Raw genomic sequence first — 17393 nt, 5'->3', positions numbered from 1 at the left:
CAAGAGCAGTCTTAAATCATTTGTGGTTATTTTACAAATAAAATACAGTGTAGTTTAAGTAAAATAAGATGTTTTATTTCATATTTTTTAAAAATGGCAACTTATTCTACCAGTCAATTCAAAAATGGCTTAAAACTCATGCTAGGCGGTAACCCTTGTTCAATTATCAGTAATGAGATTCGAAAGCCCGGTAAAGGGCAAGCGTCTAACCGAGTTAAACTTAAGGATTTAATTACGGGCAAGACTTTGGAAAAGACTTTTAAATCTGGTGAATCTGTAGAGGGTGCGGATGTGATGGAGCTAGATTTGCAATATCTTTATAACGATGGTAGTGAATGGAATTTTATGGACCCAGAGTCTTTTGAACAATACGCTATTGATGATACTTCTATGGATGATGCCAGAGGTTATTTAGTAGAGCAGGATATGTGCGTAGTGACGCTTTGGAATAATAATCCAATCTCAGTAACGCCGCCTAATCATGTGATGCTTGAAGTGGTGGATACCGACCCAGGGCTAAAAGGCGATACGGCGGGTACAGGTGGCAAACCTGCGACGATGAATACGGGCGTGGTGGTGCAAGTGCCTTTATTTATCAGTATTGGTGAAAAGGTAAAGGTGGATACACGCACCAACGAATACGCAGGTCGAACTTAATAATAGCGTTTTTTGCCGTGCTTCGGCATTAGGTTTTAAAAATGCCTCAGTCATATATAACCAACATGTGTTCCTTGTGGATTTCTTAAAACCTGCCTTGCAGAATAACAAAATATTGGCTATTGCAATTATGAAAGAAATGATTAACTCATTAAAGCTAAGCGCTGACATCATTAAGAAAATTCGTCAATTTTTTGATGGGCAAGGGTTGTGTGAAGTGCAAACCCCGCAACTGCTTGACTATCCTACAACCGATGTTTATATTGATAGTATTGCACTGCAAGTTAATAAAGACATTGGGCTTAAATCGAAATATCTGCACACCTCTCCTGAATTAGAAATGAAGAAACTACTGGCAAAGGGCAGTGGGGATATTTATCAGATCTGCCAAGTGTTTCGTGATAATGAGCAGGGTGCACAGAATTTTAACGAGTTCACAATGTTAGAATATTATCGTTTAGGGTTTGATATCCATAGATTGATGGATGATATGACAGATTTGCTTAAATCGTTGGGCTTTACTAGACCAGCAACGCGGTTGTCTTACGCACAAGCATTCAGTGAATTTACTGAGATTGATATTTTAAATACGGATTTCAATGACTTAAAAAAAATTGCCAAATCGCATGATTTATGTGGTGATTTTGAGTGGATTGAAGATTTACAGATTTTGCTGTTTACCGCATTGTGTGAGCCAAAACTGGAAGAACACCCCCTTTGTTTTATTTATGATTATCCCAAGAGCCAATCTGCCTTGGCTAAAGTACAAGGGCAAGTAGCACATCGATTTGAGATGTATATGTATGGTGATGAAGTGGCAAATGGTTATGATGAATTACAAGATGCACAGGACTATCAAAAATGCTTTGGGCTTGAAATTAATAAGCGTTTGGTTCTAGGCAAAGCACCCGTTGATATTGATGAAGGTTTTTTGTCAAATTTACAAAATTCCCTGCCACAATGTTCAGGGGTTGCTATTGGGGTAGAGCGATTATTGTCAAATCTGTTAAAATGAAAATTATGATTCGATTATTTCCCTTATTATTATTGTTGGGCTTGAATGTAGGCGCTTTGCAATTTTTGCAGCCTACAGATGGACAAAATACAGTTAAACAAAAACTAGGGCGCTCTGAGCAACCACCACCAACACAAATTCTGACCCAACTAAATAAGGATGCAAAAAGTGGCAATGTAAGAGCGCAACTAAGTTTGGCAAAAATGTATCATCATGGTATCAATGTTGCAAAAGATATGAAGTTGGCGTTTTATTGGTATTTTCAAGTTGCCGAATCTGGCTATTCTACAGCGCAGTTTAATTTGGCAGAGTTTTATTATAACGGTATTGGTACTGAGAAAAATCTGAAACAGGCAGTATTTTGGTATTCAAGAGCAGCACAGCAAGATTTTATAGAGGTGCAATATAAATTAGCCACAATGTATCACTTTGGAAAAGAGATAGAAGTTGATTATGTAAAGGCTCGTTATTGGTATACAAAGGCTGCCAAACTTGGGTTTGTACCTGCTCAGTTGGCACTGGGTAAACTGTATGACAAGGGAGAAGGTGTGGCAAAAGATTTGACAGAGGCACAACATTGGTATGAAGCTGCAGCTGTACAGTCAAACGCTGAAGCACAATATTATTTGGCTTTGTTATTTGAGCGCCAAGAGAAATTTGTTCAAGCATTATTGATGTATCAACAATCAGCAGAACAAAAGTTTACCAAAGCGCAATTGCGTCTGGCTAAATTATATTATCAAGGTCGTTTAAGTGAGAAAGACGATATTGAGGCGCTTAAGTTGGCGTTAATAGTTGCTGAAAAAGGCAATGTTGAAGCGCAATTTTTGGCGGCAAGTATTTATCATTACAGCACACAAGTTGAACAGGATTTAGAGCAGGCAAGGTATTGGTATGATAAAGCTTTTAAGCAAGGTCACACATCAGCAGAATCTTTGTTAAGGCAGGTTGATGCCAATATAGCGGACAATAAAAATACTGAAGATGATTATCAGACAGTAGAAATTTCAGAAAAACCATCTGTTAAATTGATAGAAAATTTACTCAGTAAACCCTTAGAAAAGCCTATCATTACCACCATACCTAATGTGAAAGAAATCAAGCGTTCATTATTGGATAACACGGAAGCGCTAGATAAGAATATTAAAGCATTAACCCTTAGTGCTGAGCAAGGCAACCCAACTGCACAACACAATTTGAGCATCTTGTTTAGTATTGGCGCATTAGTACCAAAAAATGATACAAAAGCTTTTACATTAATGCAAAAATCAGCCAGACAAGGCGTGGCACGCTCACAAAATTCTTTGGCAATGATGTATTTCAAAGGTATTGGCGTTAAAGCGAATTACCAATCTGCATATTTTTGGGCTACCTCTTCTGCCAAACAAGGTAATCAAGAAGGTAAGAAGATTTTGTCGTATATCAGCAAATACAAATAATAATGAAAGATAAATTTTGGCAGGAGCTATCTTTATCCGAGATGACACGAGCACAGTGGGAATCTTTATGTGATGGTTGTGGGTGTTGTTGTCTGCATAAAATTGAGGATGAAGATACCAATGAAATTTATTTTACCGATGTGGCTTGTCGTTATCTTGATGAAGAAACTTGTCAATGTCCACACTATGGGGTGCGTCAATCAAAGGTGCCGGATTGTTTGACCATTTATCCCAATTGGGGTAAGAAGTTCTTATGGCTGCCAACAACTTGTGCTTATCGCTTGTTATCTGAGAATAAACCATTGTTTGATTGGCATCCGTTGATTAGTGGCGATGTAAATTCAGTGCATTTAGCGGGGATTTCTGTGCGTGGACGCACTTATAGAGATGATGAAATTCCGCAAGAAGAAGTTTATAAACATGTCATTAATTGGGTAGAATAATACAAAGTTTTTATAAGGAGTATTTATTTATGAATAATCATATCAATTTTTTTAAAGTCTCAATATCAAGCTACCTATTTTTGGTAAGCACTGTATTTGCTGCGTGGCCACATGAAGATATTTCTCAAGCCGTGTTTGCTCAATCCGTAAAAGACAGAGTGCCTATTGAGATAATAACAGAAGCCGATAATTCTTTAGGTAAAATCTATTTTTTTACCAATATCCGTCATTTGAAAGGCGATAAAATTACCCATCGCTGGTCTTATAAGGGCAAAGTTAAGGCAGAGATTGATTTTGATATTAAAGGTAATCGCTGGCGTGTGTGGTCAAGTAAAAACCTGTGGCATAGATGGACAGGGCAGTGGAAGGTTGAGGTTGTTAATCAAAATAACCAAATTTTATTAACAAAAACATTTGAGTATAAAAAAGAAAATGAATAAAGTGGTACTTGCCTATTCAGGCGGATTAGACACCAGCATTATTGTTAAATGGCTACAAGATACCTACCAGTGTGAAGTGGTTACTTTCACTGCCGATGTCGGACAGGGTGAAGAAGTAGAGCCTGCACGCGCTAAGGCAAAAGCTGCAGGTGTTAAAGAAATTTATATTGAAGATTTGCGTGAAGAATTTGCCACAGACTTTGTCTTCCCAATGTTTCGTGCAAATACTATTTATGAGGGTGAATATTTGCTCGGTACTTCTATTGCTCGTCCACTGATTTCCAAACGATTGGTTGAAATTGCCAACCAAGTGAATGCAGATGCCATCAGCCATGGTGCTACGGGCAAGGGCAATGACCAAGTGCGTTTTGAACTGAATGCTTACGCCTTAGATGCCAATATTCAAGTAATTGCCCCGTGGCGTGAATGGGATTTGTCTTCGCGTGAATCGTTAATGGATTATGCTGAAAAACACGGTATTGAAATTGATTATCAAAAGCAAGATAAAAAATCCCCCTATTCGATGGATGCAAACTTATTGCACATCTCTTACGAGGGTGATATTTTAGAAGACCCTTGGGCAGAGCCAGAAGATGATATGTGGCGTTGGACGGTGTCGCCTGAAGATGCACCTGATAAAGCTGAATATGTAGAGCTGACTTATAAAAAAGGTGATATTGTTGCTATTAATGGTAAGGCAATGAGCCCAGCCAGTGTTATGGAAGATTTAAATAAGCGCGCGGGTGCACATGGTATTGGTCGTGACGACATTGTTGAGAATCGTTTTGTGGGCATGAAATCGCGCGGTTGTTATGAAACACCAGCTGGGACAGTAATGCTAAAAGCACACCGAGCCATGGAGAGTTTAACTTTGGATAGAGAAGCGGCACACCTTAAAGATGAATTGATGCCAAAGTATGCCAATATGGTTTATAACGGTTTTTGGTTTGCGCCAGAGCGTGAAATGTTACAAGCTGCTATTGACCAAACACAAGAAGTAGTGAATGGGGAAGTACGCTTAAAGTTTTACAAAGGTAATGTGATCGTGGTTGGTCGTAAGTCTGACAATTCACTCTTTAATGAAAAAATTGCTACTTTTGAAGATGATGAAGGTGCTTATGACCAAAAAGATGCAGCGGGTTTTATTAAGCTCAATGCATTGCGCTTACGCCTTAAATCGTTAAAGTAAGTGCATTAAATTAAGTAATAAAAAGCCCGACCAATAGTCGGGCTTTTTATTGTATCTTGTATGGAGGCCGGAACCAGAGTCGAACTGGTCTGTAAGGCTTTGCAGGCCCCTGCATAACCGCTTTGCTATCCGGCCAAGGTAGTAAAAAAAGGCAACAGTAAAAAAAAGCCTGTTCTCACAGGCTTTTAAAATTTGGAGCGGGAAACGAGATTCGAACTCGCGACATTCACGTTGGCAACGTGATGCTCTACCAGCTGAGCTATTCCCGCATAAGCGATATATTATAATGTGTTTTTTACTAGGATTTGAATGTTTTTATTCCTTCTTTTAAATAAATTAATCCAGAGTATAAAGTCAGCAAAGTTGCAACAACCAATAAGAAAACACCAATCTCGAAACTTGGCAATCCAAAGAATGGCTGCTGGTAAAGTAAAAACAGAATGGCAAAAATTTGCACAAAAGTTTTTACTTTGCCAATGAATGAAACATTAATGGTTGAACGCTGACCAACTGTGCTCATCCATTCTCTTAGTGCTGACACCAAGATTTCTCTAGAAATAATAATCAACGCACAAACACCAATATACCAATGCGTATTGCTAGGGTAGTAATCAACCAATAAAACTAAGGCCGTTGAAACCATTAATTTATCCGCAACAGGGTCTAAAAAAGCCCCTAATTTTGAAGTCATATTAAGTTTTCTTGCCAAATATCCGTCTAAATAATCTGTCAGGCTAATGGCAGCGTAAACACCCGTTAGTGAAAAATTAATCCAAGTGAATATCGGTGTATCTGTATAAGTAGGCTGACAATAATACAAAACTACAAAAAGCGGAATTAGCGCAATTCTTGATAAAGTTAAAATATTTGGTATTGTCATCATAAGAATATCTTATCAGTGTAAACAAAAAACCCCTGCAGATTCACGCAAGGGTTTTTTAAAATATGGTGCGCCCGGCGGGATTCGAACCTGCAACCGCTCGGTTCGTAGCCGAGTACTCTATCCAGTTGAGCCACGGGCGCAAAATTTTTGTTTATAAGCGCCAAACTACTGCATGTGTTTTATGCTGTCGTATAAAGAATACTAAGTGACATCAAACGCTTTGTATTTCACACCTCTAAACAAAAATTACAAAATAAGGCGTAAATTACTGTTGTTTATTGCTAAACAAGGTGGGAAATTATACGCATAATTTTTTGATGATTTGTTCTAATTTTGCAACCCTTGAGCCTTTGAAAAGAATAGTGCAATCTGTGTGCTGTTTGAGTGTTGTCAGTAGTTGCGCTTCATTGTTAAAATTTTGTACACCATAGTCGGATTGAAAACTATACAGTTGACTAATATCCAATGATTTTGCAAAGTCACCAATTTGGCGGTGATAGGCATCGGATTTATCGCCCAACTCTGCCATTTTTCCAAGCACAGCAATTTTTTTGCCAGTAAAACTGTTCAACACTTCCAAAGCATATTTACTAGAGCTTGGACTGGCATTGTAAGAGTCATCAATAATGGTTAAATGAGATTTTTGAATAATATTCAATCTGCCTTTTTCAGCTTGTGTTTTTTCTAAACCTTGTTTGATGAGCTTAATATCAATTTCTAGCGCACAAGCACAGGCGCTGGCTGCCAAGGCGTTATCAATATTGTGCCTACCAAGGAGTTGTAAGATTATCCTTACTTTCTTATCAAAGATATTTAAATCAAAACTGTTATTGTTGATATTATTAGCAAAAATATTGCCACCCTCGCCAAAACTAACATCGCCTGTAAAAGAAGTTTGTGTGTTGACAATATTTTTACAATGGCTTGAATAAATCTCACCTTTGGCTTTAACCAAATTATTAAAACCACCAAACTCACCAATATGCGCATCAAGCGTGTTGGTTACTACTGCAATATCAGGGCTTGCTATCTTACACAGATGGGAGATTTCACCCAAATGATTCGCCCCCATTTCAATGACAGCGTATTGGTGTTTTTCTTTCAATCTAAGTAAGGTCATCGGCACACCAAGGTGATTGTTAAGATTGCCTTTGGTCGCCAGAGTGGGTGCTTTTAATTTAAGAATATTTTTCAATATATTCTTGAGAGTGGTTTTGCCATTACTACCTGTAATGGCAATCACTTTTGGCTTAATATTATGCAAGTGCCAAGTGGCAATCTCGCTAAGTGCATTTTGTGTATTTTCCACCACTAAAGTAGGCAAACTTGAGTCTACTTTTTTACTAACAACCAGTGCCACCGCACCCATTTTTTGCGCCTGATTAACATAGTCGTGTGCATCAAAATTATCCCCAACTAGGGCAATAAACAAAGCGCCGTCCATGCGCTTTCTGGTATCGGTACAAACATCTTTAAAAGTGACATTGCGTATATCAGTTGTATTAATGTTTAATACTTGAGCGATGGCGTGTGTATTAGATAATAACATTATTTTGTTTGTAAAATTTCATTAACCCCTTCAAATAATTCTAGAATTTAAATATCTAAAATTTTAACGATACTAATTAAATGTATCAAGTTAAATCTCTGATTTTTGATGCCAGTTTCAATAAAAGAAATCAAACTAACAGATTTATGCGCCATTGTCATTGCTAAATTTAACTGTGACATTTTGCGCTTTTTTCTTTCATGCTTTATATTTTTAACGATTTTTCTAAGTACTAAATCGGTTATTCTATTTCTATTGTATTTTCCATTTTCGCTTATAAAAACCACATATGAGTAGTTTTTTTAGGTATCATCCGCATCTGAAAACTATTCACTAGTTTTTTTATAAAATTAAATAATATGAGGGGTAATAAAATGAAAACACAATTAAAGGTAATTGCATTGTCAGTTCTAGTCGCTACATCTGCCTATGCAGAAGAAAGTAAGGGAGTGTATTTTGGTTTAGGTGTGCATCAATCAAAAGTAAGTGGAGAAGGATACAAAAAAAATAATTGGAAAGTACTGGTTGGAACGCGTTTGAACAGCAACTGGTCGATTGAAGGGCAATATGCTGATCTTGCTACAGACGAGTTTTCGTATACAAACACCAAAGAAACAGTAAAAAGTGTTGTGTCTGGAAATTCTTTTGGTGTGGCCGGACTTTACCATTTCAATCCGCAGGGAAGCTATTCACCTTTTGTGAAGTTAGGCTGGCATCATTTGAAAACTAAAATAACAAGAGTAACTACACCAAAAACTGGTGCTGTTGTAGAATCAAATGAAAGTAAAAGTGGTAATCATGAATTTTATGGCGTTGGTGTAGATGGGAAAATTAACGAGACAATCAAATATCGTGTTGAGTATGAGCGTATGAATGTGGGTGAAGGTGATGACATGAATAATATTGGTGTTAGTTTGTTGTTTGGTTTTTAAATAAACAAAAACAACTTTTATCAAAGGCCCTGTGAAAAACGGGGCTTTTTTATGGGTGCTCCTACAATATTGTCAAACTGATAAGCGTGGCTTACTGGTTGTTTTCATCAGCAATTTTCCATTTGCCTTTCTCTGAAAAGGCTTCAATGGTTTGGCGTTTGGCTTTGTTGATAAGATTAGAATGCGATATTTTGTATTTTTTGGCGTAATCTACCAGAGAGACAATGTCTTTGCCTTCTAAATATGCCAAGCGTTTGTGGTAACTATTGGTGAGTGCTTTGCCGATAATGTTTTCCATAGTTTTGGTTTTTCCTGATTCGTTAAATTCATTAAAGGCGGTGTAGTAATCCGCTCTATCAATAAATTTAATGTTAATCGGCACAAAGCCATCACGCATTAGTAGGTAATTATTTAGCACTCTGCCAATTCGCCCATTACCGTCAATAAAGGGATGAATTTGTTCGAAACTTAAGTGAAACAGAGTAATACGCTTAATAATATGCTCGTTATCTGTGGCAAAGTAAGTGGCTAATATTTTGTGTAATTCGGCAGTAATTTTTTCAGGGGCAATGGCGATATGATTGCCAACACGCACCCATTCGTCTTTTTTTCGCCATCTACCAGCAGAGTCATCATCAATATTGACTAATAACATTTGATGTAGTAACAAAATAATTTCTAAAGTGAGTTCTGATTGTGTGGATTTTTTGTTAATGTAGTTCACCACTCTAGCAAGATTTTTTGCCTCAAACAACTCTCGCTCAGAAATATATTTGTCTAAATCAATTTGTAATAAAACTTTCTCGGTATCGCCTAGCGTTAGTGTAGAGTTTTCAATGGCGTTTGAGTTGTAAACTTGCTCTCCAACCTCGGTTTCTGAAATTAAATCCAATAAGGCCTGCTTGCCTTGATAGACTTGGTAATAACGCTTGCGCAGGCGCTGTATGTTTTCAAATATTTCTAAAGTTTTTGCCATAATTTACCATTATAACCGTTAAAAATAGTTTTATTTTATCATTTTTAATGATTATATAGAGTATAACAGTTAAATGTAAAATGAAAAAAATCCAATATTGTGGTGTTGTTTGTCTTTACTGCTTGTTTTTTAACTTTTTTAATCTTATGCCTTCAATAATTGCAGCGAGAACAATGTCTTTGTCGTTGGATTCGATGGTTTTGTCTTTGAATGTTTGGGTGGTTTCATGACCTTTCCCAGCAATGAGTAGACATTCATTCTCACCCAAAGTGATAACAGCTGTTTCAATGGCGAGTTGCCTGTCTAGGGTAATATCCACCTCATAACTATCGTCAATGCCATCAAGAATATCATTAATAATAGCCTGAGGGTTTTCATCTCTTGGATTGTCGTTGGTCAAAATAAGTGTGTTGGCGTGTTTGGATGCAATCTTACCCATTTTTGCGCGTTTGTCTTGGTCACGATTACCGCCACAGCCAAATACCACTCGAATGTTGTGTGTTGGGTAATGTTGTTGTAAGGTGATAATGGCATTCTCAATAGCATCTGGTGTGTGAGCGTAATCTATCCATATTAAATGATTGTCAATTTTTTGCATTCGACCTAAAGGCGGCTTGAGCTTGTGTAGCAATGGAATAATTTTTTCTTGTTTAAATCCAAAGGTTTTGAGTGTATTGAATGCTGATAAAACATTAAGTAAGTTGAATTTGGCCAAAAAAGGCACTTCAAAAATATGATTTTGCAAGGTGACTAAAAAGCCTTGTTCGGTTGGTCGAATATCATCAAAATCATCCAAACCAAAATCGATAATTTCCCTACCTTTGGCAGCGACTAAGAAATCAGCATAATGTGCATCATCGCGATTAAGAATCGCAAATTGGACACTTGCTAATGAGAACAATCGTGCTTTGGTTTGTTGATAAGCATCCAAATCTTTGTGATAATCTAAATGGTCTTGTGTGAGGTTAGTAAATACTGCGTGGGTGATGTTCAGTCCTGCAATTCTATCTTGGTCAATGCCGTGTGATGAGACTTCTAGTACGGCTGTTTTAATGCCATCTTTAGCGTATCCATCAAGTGTGCGATACAGGGTCAAAATGTCAGGCGTGGTTTGCTCAGAGTGTTGTTCAGAATGACTAATGCCAAGTGTGCCAATGAGTCCATTTTTGATGCCTAAGCGTTCTAATAGTTGCGAGATAAAACAAGCCACTGAAGTTTTACCATTCGTACCAGTAATGCCAATCAAATCTAGCTTTAAAGCATCTCCATATATCTGTTGCGTCAAGGCAACTAAGTGTGTGGATAAGTTATCAATACGAATGGTAGGTACGCCACACTCAAAGTCTTTTGAATCAATTAATACACACACACATCCCTTGTCAATAGCTTGTTCAATATAATCTGCACCATGACCTGTTGTACCCTGTAAGGCAACAAAGACATCACCATTTTGCACTTGCTGTGAATTGAGACACAAACCTTGAACAACAAAGTCAAAATTAGTCGGAGTGATATTGTGAAGGAGTTGTTGAATATTCATATGGGGTATTATAAAAGAAGTTCGGCAAATAACAGGCTATTTAAGAATATTATAATTTACTGATAGTTTTGTGATTTTTGTTGAGATAGAGTAGAATTTCGGACCTTTATATTTAATGGAAGAATAAATGGCTTTAACGCGTAGAGATTTTATCAAGGTATTAGGTGCTGGTTCAGCGGTAGGTTTGATTGGTGGTTGTGGCAATGATGCCAATAAATTGTCTTCTCAAGACAATATGTATGAAGTCGCAAAGACAGGTAATGCGCGTATTTTGCATATTACCGATACTCATGGTAATTTATTGCCAAACTATTTCCGTGAGCCAAATGTTAATCTAGGTTTTGGGTCTACTTTTGGACAGTTGCCACATGTGGTGGGTAACAAATTACTCAAAGAAATCGGTGTTAAGCCAGATTCGCCAGAAGCCTATGCATTTACTTATAATAATTTTGAAGAATTGGCGGCTAAATACGGCAAAACAGGTGGTTTTGGACAGATTAAAACCGTCCTAGATTCATTGCGTGAGAGTGCAGGGGGTGTGCAAAATACGCTAACTGTTGATGGTGGTGATACATGGCAAGGTTCTGGCACCTCACTTTGGACGCGTGGTGCTGATATGGTTGAAGCCTGTAATATGTTGGGTGTTGATGTAATGGTCGGACACTGGGAATTTACCTATAAAGAAGAAGAGACGCTGAAAAATATTGGTTTTTTCAAAGGTGATTTTTTGGGTCAAAATGTGCGTATCTTAGAAGACGCTTTGCTGGGTGATAAGTACATTGCTATGACAGAAAAATATGACGGCAGAGGGCTTTATAACGAAGATGATGCATTGCCATTCAAACCTTATGTGATTAAAAATGTGGGCGGGCATCGTATTGCAGTCATTGGTCAAGCATTCCCTAGAACTTCAAATGCCAATCCACAAAAATACTTCTTCCCAGATTGGTCATTTGGTTTGCGTGAAGACGAAATGAGTGAGTTAGTGGCTGATATTCGTGAAAACGAGAAGCCTGATGCGGTGATTGTAGTTTCTCATAATGGTATGGATGTGGATATTAAGATGGCATCGCGCGTGGTCGGTATTGATGCTATTTTTGGCGGACATACACATGACGGCATGCCAAAACCTGTTGAAGTGAAAAATGCAGGCGGTGTTACTGTGGTTACTAATGCAGGTTGTTCGGGTAAATATATCGGCGTGATGGATTTGGACATTAAAGACCATAAAGTTATGGGTTATAACTATAAAATGTTGCCGATTATTACCAACTTAATTAAACCTGATGCAGCAGTTGTGTCATACATTAATAAAATGCGTAACACCAAATACGATAAGAATGTGGTTGAAGCACGAAGTAGCACAATGAGTAATAATCCAGGCCGAATGGGCAAAACTTTTGATGCAATTTTGACTGAGAAACTTTGTACTACTGAACAAACCCTTTATCGTCGTGGTAATTTTATGGGTACTTGGGATCAAGTATTGGTTAATTCACTACGCGAGGAGCACGATGCGGACTTTGCGATGTCAGCAGGTGTACGCTGGGGTACATCAGTACCAGCAGGGCACGATGTTATTATGGAAGACTTGATGACCAATACCTCAATGACTTATGGAGAAACTTATGTGAACGAGTTAAAAGGTTCGCAATTGAAAGAAATTTTAGAAGGTATTGCTGAAAATCTCTTTGTACAAGACCCCTATTTGCAATCAGGTGGTGATATGGTGCGTATGGGTGGATTGGATTACATCATTGACCCTGCACAAAGTTTAGGCAATCGTATTAGTAATATTGTTGATGATGAGGGTACGGCCATTGATGTGAATAAATCTTATAAGGTATCAGGCTGGGCACAAGTTGGCTCCGTGGGTAATGGCCGCTTGATGTGGGATGTGGCGGCAGATTATTTGCGTAAACAAAAACATCTTAATCTTAAGAAAGTCAATCACCCAACCATTAAAGGCGTGAAAAACAATCCAGGTATTGAAAATTATGCGGGGAAAATCATTTAAAACAATATGATAGCCTTGATTAAAAACACCTTTAGAAACCTTTGGTTTCGTGATATCGGTGAGGAGTCTATTCATATTAATAATACCGCAGTGCGCATTCGTGCGGGTATTTTATTGATTATTCCCATTTATATGGTTTTTACTTTGGTTGATGTGGTGTATGGTCCGACTTGGGAGATAACGACTGATTCTATTGCGATTGATACCTATGATATGGATTTTGAAGGCCGTACGATTTATAAAGTTGAAGCAACAAAAAGAGTATTTGACTACGCTTTTCAAACCAAATTATTGATTTATGTTTTGCTTGAAATGTTATTGAGTTTGTCGGTTATCGGCTCAAGATTTTCGCCGACTATTTTATTGGCAAGTTTTTTAACACTTGGTAAAGAGTCTGCGTGGAAGCCACTCGGGCCAAAGCGTTGTGCATGGCTATTGGGTGCCAGTTTTATTTCCGTATGTATCGTGTTTTTTAATCCAGATGCAATAGCATCATGGGTGAACAGTTTGTTAGGCACTAGTATTCCTGTTGATGAAAATTATGTACCTTCTTGGTTGGCGTTGAATTTAGTATGGGCATGCTTATTATTTATGTGGTTAGAGGCAATTATCGGTTATTGCGCAGGTTGTAAGCTTTATGCAGTATTAGCGCGCGCAGGTCTTGTTAGTCGTCATTGCGAAGCTTGTGATAACATTGATTGGGATGAAATAAAGCGTAAAAAGCAAGAAAGACTAGACAAGAAAAATAAGACATAAATGCCAAGACTGCTAAAGCCTCTCGCCTTATTTTTTTTGTTGATGGGCGCATCAATCGCAGATGTGGTTAAACCTGCTTTGGTGGAAATCTCCATCTATCCCGATAAAAAAGTTGAAGTCGTTATTGACCTTAGTCTTGAAGCGGTGATGACGGGTATTGGTACACAATATAAAAACACCACTGATGCACCAAATGCAGCTGAATATGACGAATTACGTGCGTTAGCGCCTGAAGTTTTACGCCAGCGTTTTAAGAATTTTGAGGTGAAATTTTTAAATAAACTGCAGCTGAACATTAATCATCAAGTGCAAAACTTGTATTTGGAAAATATCAAAATAGATATTATAGGCTACAAAAAACGCCCCAGAAAAACGCTACTTACTTACACTATACAGCTTAGAGAATGGCCAAAAACCTTGTCATGGCAATATAATAAGGAATATGGCGATAGCGCATTGCGTTATCAGGTATTTGAAAAAAATGAATATAATTGGAGTCAATGGCATTGGTTGCGTAACGGCGCAACAAGTGGTGTGATTGATATTAACCACCCAGAACCAATGACAACCATGCAAAGAATGCTACAATTTGTAAGCATTGGTTTTGAGCATGTTATTCCATTAGGTTGGGATCACATTTTATTTATTATTGGCATGGCATTGTCTTCATTGATGTGGCGACGACTGTTGTTATTGGTCAGTGCTTTTACACTAGCACATACTTTAACATTAGGCTTGGCAATGCTTGATGTCGTAGAAATATCAGGGCGAATTATTGAGCCACTGATTGCTTTTTCAATTGCTTATGTGGCAATTGAAAATTTATTGCCCAATCCATCCATCAAGCGAAAAAGTATCATTGTGTTTTTATTTGGGCTTGTGCATGGACTAGGCTTTGCCAGTATGTTAAAAAGTTTTAAAATGTCATCAGACAACTTTTTGAGCACATTAATCAGTTTTAATATCGGTGTTGAATTGGCACAAATTGTAATTGTGTCAGGCGTAGTATTGCTTTTATTTTTCATAAAATCACTGAATTTAAATTATAAAAAAATAGCCATCGTCCCAACCTCAATTGTTATTTCTTTAATTGGAATTTGGTGGGGCATAGAACGAATTACTGGCTAATATTTCTACCATTCTTTTACCATGAAGCTTTTTTGTTTAGACAAAGAATTTAATTCAAAATTCAAATGTTAACCCAAGGTCGTAGCGGTCATCTTCATTGTTATCTTTATCAAGTGGGACTGTTGAAAATAAAAACCCAAAAAACACCATATTTATAGTAAAATACTATTAATATCAACAACTTAAAAAAATAATGACCACTCAAACAGAAATCATCAACCTAGAAGACTTAGTTCCAACCAACCACCTCTATCGTAAATTCACCAAACTTATTGATTTAGACAAAATAACCAATAAGCACTTAACCACAATTGCTGGTAATAGTAATTACAAAGGCTACGGTATCAACACCCTATTTAAAACATTGTTATTACAACATCTAGAAGATATTAGCGACAGAGCGTTAGAAAGATTCTTACAAGAAAATACCGCTGCCAAATGGTTTTGTAATTTCGCTTTAAGCGATAAAACGCCAACTTATAGTATCTTTTCAAAGATGCGAACAAAAATAGGCACACATCTTTTATCCAAAATTTTTAACGAAGTTAAAAATATACTTAAATCCAAAGGCTATCTAAATGAAGTCTTTACCTTTATTGACGCTTCTCATTTAGTCGCAAAAGCCAACCTTTGGCAAGAGCGAGATTTAGCCATTGCTAATAAATTAGAAAAACTCAACAACACAACGCTACCAAAGGTGGCTTATGACCAACAAGCAAAGTTTNTTAAGGGAGGGGTATTGTTTGTTTTTTGTTGATTTTAAGGGAAATTGACAAAAAATGGGAAGATAGCGGGGTTTAATGGGAGAAATATGAAAAAAAATGGGGGATAGCGGGGTTTGATGAGAAAAATATGAGAAAAATTGGGTTTTAGATTTTTTTTAAAAAAATTCTTTAAATTCAACGGTCTCCAAGTGTGTAAATGTCTGAGATGCTGGTAAAGCGTGCCACCAGAACGCTTATTTTGTAACAACATTCTGTAGATGGTTTCATGATGCAGCTTAGTTTTACTGTGTGCTACAAGATAATCACAAGCTTGTTTTGGACTAAGTTCTTGTTTAATCAGTTTGGCAATGTCTTGTTTAAGTTTATCGGTTAGTTTAATGTGCTCCTTAGTGCCAAGTCTATGTGCTGTTGCTTGATCATTGGCTTGTTTGGGTCGATAACCTGCTTACCAGTTATTGCGCCTAATCTCACATGAGATAGTTACTGGACTTTTGTTTAACAGATTGGCATTGCCAATCTGATTCATATGCAGTTGTAAACACGCTTTTATCTGGTATCGTTTATCGTTAGTCAGTTGTTGATAGTGCATTGCAATTTCCTGTGGTAAGAAAATAGCAAAGTTTGTTACAACCGGCTATTTAATGACAATTAAAATTGCACTTGTTATGCGCATTCAAGATTCTAGATTTAACTTGTTTTTCTAATATTGTTGCAAGTCAAATAATTATAAGTTATACTACACAAATCACAAATCTTATGTTTCACACACAACATTAATAAATGACCCAAACACAACAAAAATCTTTAATTTCCATTGTTTTTATTTTGTTAATAGCAGGTCTTATTGTTTCTTTAAATGTAGACAATCAAGATACCCAATCTAGTGTTTCAGTTATCACCCCATCTAATACAAATACCTCAGTTGATAACCACGCACAAGTAACACCCAGTAACAACACTAACAACACTAACACCAATACACAAGCCAATACCAACCAAACCCAAGACCCATTTAACCCAAGCAACAATTCAAATAACAATTCAAACCAAGTAAGTAACGAGGCTACTAATAATGACCCGCGCCTACCACCAGGCTTCCCTAAGCCACTGCCACCCTTAGATAAAGAGGAAATCAAACAAACGGATGCACTCATTACTGAGGCAGACGGCATTATTGCTAAGATGGACAGTCTTATTGCTGGGCTAAATCTGCCAGTGGTGCCATTGAGCGAACAACAGCAAAAAGAACTAGACAAACGACGAGCTACCCAGCAACAAAAGATTAAAGACATTAAAGCGCAACTAGAAGCTTTAAAACAAAACCCGTAATAACAATACACATGACAAAGGATAAAGAATGATAAGACTTAAAACACTGAACAAACTATTTACAATAAACACACTAGCATTGTTGAAACGCATCAAAACACTACTTGCCACCAGCCTTACAACGCTGTTCTTGGGCTTATCAAGTCTATTCCCTTATCAAGCTTTTAGTACTGAACCATTACCTATTATTGACACTTCAGCTCTAGTGGGTTCTACAGCAGGTGCACTTAGTGTAGAACAAGGCGCTGTTAATTACAGCATTCCAATTACTATGCCACCGGGTATCAGTGGCATGAAGCCAGAGCTCTCAATTAATTATAACTCTAACTCAGGCAATGGCTTGCTTGGCATAGGGTTTGGCCTAAGTGGTTTATC

At 37.3% G+C, this 17393-nt stretch carries 17 protein-coding genes and 3 tRNA genes; 13 read left to right on the top strand and 7 right to left on the bottom strand.

Annotated elements, in window-relative coordinates:
* The first annotated feature begins 93 nt into the window (after nucleotides 1-93).
* The 6 genes from efp (at nucleotide 94) to BHECKSOX2_RS04370 (ending at nucleotide 5183) form a co-directional block, all read left to right on the top strand.
* On the top strand, nucleotides 94-657 hold the full coding sequence (gene efp / locus BHECKSOX2_RS04395) for an elongation factor P (RefSeq protein ID WP_139682620.1): 564 nt from the start codon (nucleotides 94-96) through the stop codon (nucleotides 655-657).
* A 67-nt stretch (nucleotides 658-724) separates the two neighbouring features.
* Nucleotides 725-1672: an EF-P lysine aminoacylase EpmA gene (gene epmA, locus BHECKSOX2_RS04390; RefSeq protein WP_342589269.1), complete on the top strand. Its 948-nt coding sequence runs from the start codon at nucleotides 725-727 to the stop codon at nucleotides 1670-1672.
* Between the two features lie 5 nt (nucleotides 1673-1677).
* Nucleotides 1678-3111, top strand: a complete 1434-nt coding sequence (locus BHECKSOX2_RS04385) for a tetratricopeptide repeat protein (RefSeq protein ID WP_218973224.1) — start codon at nucleotides 1678-1680, stop codon at nucleotides 3109-3111.
* 2 nt (nucleotides 3112-3113) lie between these two features.
* Nucleotides 3114-3554 carry a YcgN family cysteine cluster protein gene (locus BHECKSOX2_RS04380; RefSeq protein ID WP_139682618.1) on the top strand — a complete coding sequence of 147 codons (441 nt, stop codon included), beginning with the start codon at nucleotides 3114-3116 and terminating at the stop codon, nucleotides 3552-3554.
* Between the two features lie 29 nt (nucleotides 3555-3583).
* Nucleotides 3584-3994: a DUF2914 domain-containing protein gene (locus BHECKSOX2_RS04375; RefSeq protein ID WP_139682617.1), complete on the top strand. Its 411-nt coding sequence runs from the start codon at nucleotides 3584-3586 to the stop codon at nucleotides 3992-3994.
* A complete protein-coding gene (locus BHECKSOX2_RS04370) occupies nucleotides 3987-5183 on the top strand; it encodes an argininosuccinate synthase (RefSeq protein ID WP_090715711.1) in 1197 nt (398 codons plus the stop codon). The genes BHECKSOX2_RS04375 and BHECKSOX2_RS04370 overlap by 8 nt, the downstream gene beginning before the upstream one ends.
* Before the next feature lie 61 nt (nucleotides 5184-5244).
* Here the strand turns inward: BHECKSOX2_RS04370 and BHECKSOX2_RS04365 are convergent.
* The 5 genes from BHECKSOX2_RS04365 to BHECKSOX2_RS04345 all read right to left on the bottom strand — a co-directional run bounded on the left by BHECKSOX2_RS04365 (nucleotide 5245) and on the right by BHECKSOX2_RS04345 (nucleotide 7615).
* A tRNA-Cys gene (locus tag BHECKSOX2_RS04365) sits at nucleotides 5245-5318 on the bottom strand.
* Nucleotides 5319-5376: 58 nt separating this feature from the next.
* Nucleotides 5377-5452 (bottom strand) — tRNA-Gly (locus BHECKSOX2_RS04360).
* Nucleotides 5453-5481: 29 nt separating this feature from the next.
* On the bottom strand, nucleotides 5482-6066 hold the full coding sequence (gene pgsA, locus BHECKSOX2_RS04355; protein ID WP_139682616.1) for a CDP-diacylglycerol--glycerol-3-phosphate 3-phosphatidyltransferase: 585 nt from the start codon (nucleotides 6064-6066) through the stop codon (nucleotides 5482-5484).
* A 63-nt stretch (nucleotides 6067-6129) separates the two neighbouring features.
* Nucleotides 6130-6206, bottom strand: a tRNA-Arg gene (locus BHECKSOX2_RS04350).
* A gap of 158 nt (nucleotides 6207-6364) precedes the next feature.
* Nucleotides 6365-7615 carry a UDP-N-acetylmuramoyl-tripeptide--D-alanyl-D-alanine ligase gene (locus BHECKSOX2_RS04345; protein ID WP_139682615.1) on the bottom strand — a complete coding sequence of 417 codons (1251 nt, stop codon included), beginning with the start codon at nucleotides 7613-7615 and terminating at the stop codon, nucleotides 6365-6367.
* Nucleotides 7616-7989: 374 nt separating this feature from the next.
* Between BHECKSOX2_RS04345 and BHECKSOX2_RS04340 the strand changes: the two genes are divergently transcribed.
* Entirely contained in the window at nucleotides 7990-8547 is a 558-nt protein-coding gene (locus BHECKSOX2_RS04340) for a porin family protein (protein ID WP_180323656.1), read from the top strand.
* 91 nt (nucleotides 8548-8638) lie between these two features.
* Here the strand turns inward: BHECKSOX2_RS04340 and BHECKSOX2_RS04335 are convergent, their stop codons facing one another.
* Together BHECKSOX2_RS04335 and BHECKSOX2_RS04330 are read right to left on the bottom strand one after the other, a co-directional pair.
* The gene (locus BHECKSOX2_RS04335) at nucleotides 8639-9523 is read right to left on the bottom strand and encodes a Fic family protein (protein ID WP_139682613.1); all 885 of its coding nucleotides are present in this window, start codon (nucleotides 9521-9523) and stop codon (nucleotides 8639-8641) included.
* A 115-nt stretch (nucleotides 9524-9638) separates the two neighbouring features.
* On the bottom strand, nucleotides 9639-11063 hold the full coding sequence (locus BHECKSOX2_RS04330) for a UDP-N-acetylmuramoyl-L-alanyl-D-glutamate--2,6-diaminopimelate ligase (protein WP_139682612.1): 1425 nt from the start codon (nucleotides 11061-11063) through the stop codon (nucleotides 9639-9641).
* Between the two features lie 127 nt (nucleotides 11064-11190).
* Here BHECKSOX2_RS04330 and BHECKSOX2_RS04325 point away from each other — a divergent pair, with 127 nt between their 5' ends.
* The 6 genes from BHECKSOX2_RS04325 to BHECKSOX2_RS04300 form a co-directional block, all read left to right on the top strand.
* The gene (locus BHECKSOX2_RS04325) at nucleotides 11191-13080 is read left to right on the top strand and encodes a 5'-nucleotidase C-terminal domain-containing protein (protein ID WP_139682611.1); all 1890 of its coding nucleotides are present in this window, start codon (nucleotides 11191-11193) and stop codon (nucleotides 13078-13080) included.
* A gap of 6 nt (nucleotides 13081-13086) precedes the next feature.
* The gene (locus BHECKSOX2_RS04320; RefSeq protein WP_139682610.1) at nucleotides 13087-13836 is read left to right on the top strand and encodes a DUF4395 domain-containing protein; all 750 of its coding nucleotides are present in this window, start codon (nucleotides 13087-13089) and stop codon (nucleotides 13834-13836) included.
* Nucleotides 13837-14964, top strand: a complete 1128-nt coding sequence (locus BHECKSOX2_RS04315) for a HupE/UreJ family protein (protein WP_237731693.1) — start codon at nucleotides 13837-13839, stop codon at nucleotides 14962-14964.
* Nucleotides 14965-15157: 193 nt separating this feature from the next.
* Complete coding sequence (locus BHECKSOX2_RS04310) at nucleotides 15158-15721, top strand: transposase (protein WP_139682609.1); 564 nt, start codon at nucleotides 15158-15160, stop codon at nucleotides 15719-15721.
* 748 nt (nucleotides 15722-16469) lie between these two features.
* Nucleotides 16470-17018, top strand: a complete 549-nt coding sequence (locus tag BHECKSOX2_RS04305) for a restriction endonuclease subunit S domain-containing protein (RefSeq protein WP_139682608.1) — start codon at nucleotides 16470-16472, stop codon at nucleotides 17016-17018.
* A 28-nt stretch (nucleotides 17019-17046) separates the two neighbouring features.
* Nucleotides 17047-17393, top strand: a 347-nt coding sequence (locus BHECKSOX2_RS04300) for a SpvB/TcaC N-terminal domain-containing protein (RefSeq protein ID WP_139682744.1), incomplete at its 3' end; no start/stop codon positions are given.

Source organism: thiotrophic endosymbiont of Bathymodiolus puteoserpentis (Logatchev), assembly GCF_900127505.1.
In the GTDB taxonomy this organism is placed as follows: domain Bacteria; phylum Pseudomonadota; class Gammaproteobacteria; order PS1; family Pseudothioglobaceae; genus Thiodubiliella.
This window is presented reverse-complemented; position numbering and strand designations above follow the sequence as displayed.